Annotated in this window: 5 protein-coding genes and 1 pseudogene; 4 read left to right on the top strand and 2 right to left on the bottom strand. The window is 68.5% G+C overall.

The features are described 5' to 3' along the window. Together JMF90_RS23245 and JMF90_RS23240 are read right to left on the bottom strand one after the other, a co-directional pair. The coding region (locus JMF90_RS23245; protein ID WP_201325472.1) for a (2Fe-2S)-binding protein at positions 1 to 489 on the bottom strand (489 nt) is incomplete at its 3' end. Between the two features lie 184 nt (positions 490 to 673). Next, a complete protein-coding gene (locus JMF90_RS23240; protein ID WP_011548021.1) occupies positions 674 to 1,831 on the bottom strand; it encodes an FAD-dependent monooxygenase in 1,158 nt (385 codons plus the stop codon). A gap of 298 nt (positions 1,832 to 2,129) precedes the next feature. Between JMF90_RS23240 and JMF90_RS23235 the strand changes: the two genes are divergently transcribed. The 4 genes and pseudogenes from JMF90_RS23235 to JMF90_RS23220 form a co-directional block, all read left to right on the top strand. Continuing rightward, complete coding sequence (locus JMF90_RS23235; protein WP_006483547.1) at positions 2,130 to 2,882, top strand: Asp/Glu racemase; 753 nt, start codon at positions 2,130 to 2,132, stop codon at positions 2,880 to 2,882. A gap of 27 nt (positions 2,883 to 2,909) precedes the next feature. Continuing rightward, the gene (locus JMF90_RS23230) at positions 2,910 to 3,740 is read left to right on the top strand and encodes an alpha/beta fold hydrolase (protein ID WP_011548022.1); all 831 of its coding nucleotides are present in this window, start codon (positions 2,910 to 2,912) and stop codon (positions 3,738 to 3,740) included. 44 nt (positions 3,741 to 3,784) lie between these two features. Beyond that, positions 3,785 to 4,825, top strand: coding sequence for a hypothetical protein (locus JMF90_RS23225; protein ID WP_011694696.1), 1,041 nt, complete (start codon positions 3,785 to 3,787; stop codon positions 4,823 to 4,825). Positions 4,826 to 4,844: 19 nt separating this feature from the next. After that, positions 4,845 to 5,160, top strand: a pseudogene (locus tag JMF90_RS23220) (isochorismatase family protein); the annotation flags it as partial.

The following is a 5,160-nucleotide window of genomic DNA, read 5'->3' as shown; positions in this document are numbered from 1 at the left end:
CCCTCGCAGATAGCGTGCGGCGCGATGCACCGCGCGGATGATCTCCAGATGCGTGCCGCAACGGCACAGGTTGAAACGCAACGCGTCCCGGATCGCCGCATCGTCGGGCGCGGGGTGGCGGTCGAGCAGCGCCTTCGTGCTCATGATCATGCCGTTCAGGCAGTAACCGCATTGCGCGGCCTGCTTGTCGATGAACGCGCGCTGGATCGCATGCGGCGCGTCGCACGACCCGAGCCCTTCCAGCGTCGTGACGTCGCGCCCGTGCGCGGCGGCGGCCGGCACGACGCACGAACGCGTGGCCTGCCCGTCGACGAGCACCGTGCACGCGCCGCACTGCCCGAGCCCGCAGCCGTACTTCGGGCCGTTGAGCGCGCAGTCGTTGCGCAGGACCAGCAGCAGCGGCGCGTCGGGCGCGGCGTCGGCGAAGGTGTGCGGCGTGCCGTTCACGCGAAACGCCAGCGGCCGCGACGGAGAAGCGGGATGGGACATGAAGGGATCCGGAATACGGCGGGCGGGCCGGCGTCGGCCGGCGCGGGCACGGGCCGCCGGCTGGCGCCTGCCGGCGCGCCTGACATATAACACGCCGAAATGCGCGTTGCCGCGCATCGATTCCCGCGCCGGCGCAGCGGCTGCAAAGCGGATGCAAAGCGCCGGCCGGCGCGGGCGCCGCGCGTCAGGCCACGGCCGCCACACTGCTGCGCGACGGCGCTTCGAGCGGCACGTCGAACACGTCGTAACCGAATACCCACGACGGGTCCTCGTTGGTGCGCAGCCACGTGTTGTTGTGCGACACGAGCTGCACCTTCGACGCGCGTGCCGCGCGGTTCGCCTCGTACAGCGCGAACGCGCCCGCGTAATCGCCTACGCCGACTTCGTCGAGACAGCGCGCGAGCATCGCGGCATCCTCGATCGCCATCGCGGCGCCCTGCGCCATGTGCGGCTTCATCGGATGGCACGCGTCGCCGAGTAGCACGAGCCGGCCGCGGCTCCACAACGGCAGCGGATCGCGTTCGAGCAGCGGCCATTTGGTGATCGACGGCGACACGTCGATCAGATGCTGGATGTCAGCGTGGAAACCGGCGAACGCTTCGCGCATCTCGTCGCGGCTGCTGTCGACCATCGACACGCCCTCGGGCCATTCGGCCTGCGGCACGCCCGTCACGTAGTAGTACTCGTCGCGCTTCTCGGTCACGTAGTAGACCATCATGTGGCGATCCTCCGACCACCACTTCACGCACATGTCGTACGGCTTGTTGCCGAGCAGCGCGGCCGGGAACACCGCGCGGTGCGCGACATAACCGGTGTAGCGCGGCGGTTCCGCACCGAGCAGGTGCTCGCGCAGCCGCGAATTCACGCCGTCCGCGCCGATCGCGATGTCGGCCGTCTCGATGCTGCCGTCGGTAAATGTGAGGCGCACATCGCTGCCCGTGTCCTCCACCGCCGCGAGCTTCTTGCCGAAGCGGATCGTGCCGGGCGTCACCGCCTGCGTCATCAGCGCATGGAAATCGCCGCGATGCACGGTCAGGTAGCTCGCGCCGTAGGCCTTGCGCGCGTAGTCGCCGAGCGGAATCCGCGACAGCACGTCGGCCGTGCGCCAGTCGCGGCTGTACCAGAAATCCGGATGCGAACCCATCGTTTCCAGCGCGTCCTCGCAGCCGATGCGCCGCATGATCTTCATCACGTTCGGGCCGAGATGGATGCCCGCGCCGAGACGCGAGAACGCGGGCGCCTGCTCGTACAGCGCGACGTCGTAACCGCCGCGCTGCAGCAGCGCGGCAGCGGCCGTGCCGCCGAGACCGGCGCCGATGATTGCGATACGGGGTTTGCTCATGCGGATCTCCTGATCGTGGGCCCATTGCCGAACGCGGCGCCAGGGCGGGCGGATTGAATGGCGTTTATTTAGCGTACACACTCAATTTATTCAGGACAAGCAGATTATTGATCGATGCCGACGTCTCCGGGAAAGCACCAATAAATCTCCCGAAATCCATACACACAAACAATCTACCCATGGCAGACGTAATTTTGATCCATTGCCATTTTCAAATGTACACACTAGACTTTGCCCAACATCCGGCGATCCCGCGCCAGCGTGCCGCCCCCTCCTTACCGACACGGAGCCTCCCGTCATGAGCAAGACCTACCGCATCGGCCAGATCGTGCCGAGTTCCAACACGACGATGGAGACCGAGATCCCGGCGATGCTGCGGCTGCGCGAAGCGATCCGGCCCGAGCGCTTCACGTATCACTCGAGCCGGATGCGGATGAAGAAGGTCGTCAAGGAAGAACTCGCGGCGATGGACGCCGAATCCGACCGCTGCGCGGTGGAACTGAGCGATGCACGCGTCGACGTGCTCGGCTACGCGTGCCTCGTCGCGATCATGGCGATGGGTCACGGTTATCACCGCGTGTCGCAGGCGCGCCTCACGAAGCACACGGCCGACAACGGTGCGCAGGCGCCGGTGCTGACGAGCGCGGGTGCGCTCGTCGACGCGCTGAAGGTGATCGGCGCGAAGCGCATCGTCGTCGTCGCGCCGTACATGCTGCCGCTCACCGAGCTGGTGGTCGACTACATCCGCAACGAAGGCTTCGACGTGCTCGCGTACCGCGCGCTGGAGATCCCCGACAACCTCGACGTGGGCCGCCACGATCCGGCGCGCCTGCCCGACATCGTGAAGACGCTGCCGTACCAGGACGCCGATGCGATCGTGCTGTCCGCATGCGTGCAGATGCCGTCGCTGCCGGCCGTCGCGAAGGTCGAGGCGATGACGGGCAAGCCGGTGATCACCGCGGCGATCGCGACCACCTACGCGATGCTGCGCGAGCTCGATCTCGAACCGGTCGTGCCGGGCGCCGGCGCGCTGCTGTCCGGCGCGTACTGAGCGCCACCGCTACTTCGGAGCCATCCCATGTCCTCGACTTTCCTGTACGGCGCGAACGTCCGCGCCAACGGCATCCGCCAGCACTATCTGCGCTACGGCGGCGCGACCGGCGCACGCGCGGCGCGCCCGGCGATCGTGCTGATTCCCGGCATCACGAGCCCCGCGATCACGTGGGGCTTCGTCGGCGAAGTATTCGGCGCGGCGTTCGACACCTACGTGCTCGACGTGCGCGGCCGCGGGCTGTCGGACGCGTCGCCGTCGCTCGACTACGGCCTCGATGCGCAGGCAGACGACGTCGCGGCGCTCGTCGCCGCGCTCGATTTGCCGCGCACGAGCCTCGTCGGCCATTCGATGGGCGCGCGCATCGCCGCGCGCGCGGCCCGTCGCGGCATCCGCGGGCTCGCGTCGGTCGTGCTGGTCGATCCGCCCGTGTCGGGCCCGAACCGCCGCGACTATCCGGGCAAGCTGCCGTGGTACATCGACTCGATGGCGCTCGCGCGCGCCGGCACCGATGCCGAAGGCATGCGCGCGTTCTGCCCGACCTGGACCGATGCCGAGCTGCAGTTGCGCGCCGAATGGCTGCATACCTGCGACGAACGCGCGGTGCGCGCATCGTACGAAGGCTTCCACACCGACGATTTCCACGCGGATGCCGCGCAACTGGCCGTGCCGTCGCTGCTGATCACGGCCGAGCGCGGCGACGTGGTGCGCGACGACGACGTCGCCGAGCTGCAGCGCGCGACGCCGACGATGCAGCACGTGCGCGTGCCCGACGCCGGCCACATGATCCCGTGGGACAACGCGGCGGGTTTCTACGCGGCGTTCGGCGACTTCCTCGGCGCGCCGCTCGCGGCCTGAGCGCGGCGCCCGCCCTTTCCTTCACGCCTTTACCGGAGCCGACGATGCCAGTCAGCGATACCCAACTGATCGACGCGTGGAAGCAGGTCCTCACGCTGTCGCGCCTCGAGCCGGGCCAGACCGTCACGATCCTGACGAGCGCGGCCACCCATCCGCAGACGCTGTCGTGCGCGCTGATCGCGACGCAATCGCTGGGTGCGATCGTCAACCGGCTCGACCTGCCGCCCGTCAACGGCGACAAGGCGTTCAGCCGCGACCCGCTCGCCTACCTCGGCACGACGCCGCTGACCGGCAACAAGGCCGCGATCGCCGCGCTGCGCGAGAGCGACCTCGTGCTCGACCTGATGACGCTGCTGTTCTCGCCCGAACAGCACGACATCCTGAAGTCCGGCACGAAGATCCTGCTCGCGGTCGAACCGCCCGAAGTGCTGGTACGAATGGTGCCGACCCTGGCCGACCGCACGCGCGTGCTCGCCGCGGCGAAGAAAATCGCCGCGGCCCGCGAGATGCGCGTGAGTTCGGCGGCCGGCACCGCGCTCGTGTGCCCGCTCGGTGAGTTTCCGCCGACCGCCGAATACGGCTTCGTCGACGCACCGGGCCGCTGGGACCACTGGCCGAGCGGCTTCGCGCTGACCTATCCGAACGATCGCACCGCGCGCGGCACGATCGTGATCGACCGCGGCGACATTCTGCTGCCGCAGAAGCACTACGTGCGCGAGCCGATCGCGCTGACCGTCGAAGGCGGCTATGCGACGCGTATCGAAGGCGGCGTCGACGCCGACCTGCTGCGCGACTACATGGAAACGTTCGCCGACCCCGAAGGCTATGCGATCTCGCATATCGGCTGGGGGCTGCAGCCGCGCGCGCGCTGGTCGACGCTCGGGCTGTACGACCGCGAGGCGACGATCGGAATGGACGCGCGCGCGTTCGAGGGCAACTTCCTGTTCTCGCTAGGCCCGAACAACGAAGGCGGCGGCAGCCGCACGACCACCTGTCATATCGACATCCCGCTGCGCCGCTGCACGGTCGAGCTCGACGGCGAGACCGTCGTGCGCGAAGGCCGCGTGACCGATCAACCCGCCTGACCGACGAGCCCCCGACACCATGAACGATCTTTCCCGTCACGCCGAAGCGAACGTGTATCGCCAGCAGGGTTTCGGCACGCCGCTTCCGCCGCACGGCAACATTGGACTGCTGATCGTCGATTTCGTGGTCGGCTTCGCCGATCCCGCGACGTTCGGCGGCGGCAACATCGCGCCGGCGATCGCGCGCACGACGAAGGCGCTCGCGCTCGCCCGCGAACGCGGCTGGCCGGTCGCGCACAGCCGCATCGTGTATGCGGACGACGGCAGCGACGACAACGTGTTTTCGCTGAAGGTGCCCGGCATGGCGACGCTGACCGAGCATCATCCGAACAGCG

Source organism: Burkholderia sp. E168m23, from assembly GCF_016586125.1.
Classification (GTDB): Bacteria; Pseudomonadota; Gammaproteobacteria; order Burkholderiales; family Burkholderiaceae; genus Burkholderia; species Burkholderia orbicola.
Note: the sequence above shows the minus strand (reverse complement) of the source record. Positions and strands in the feature narration are given on the sequence as shown.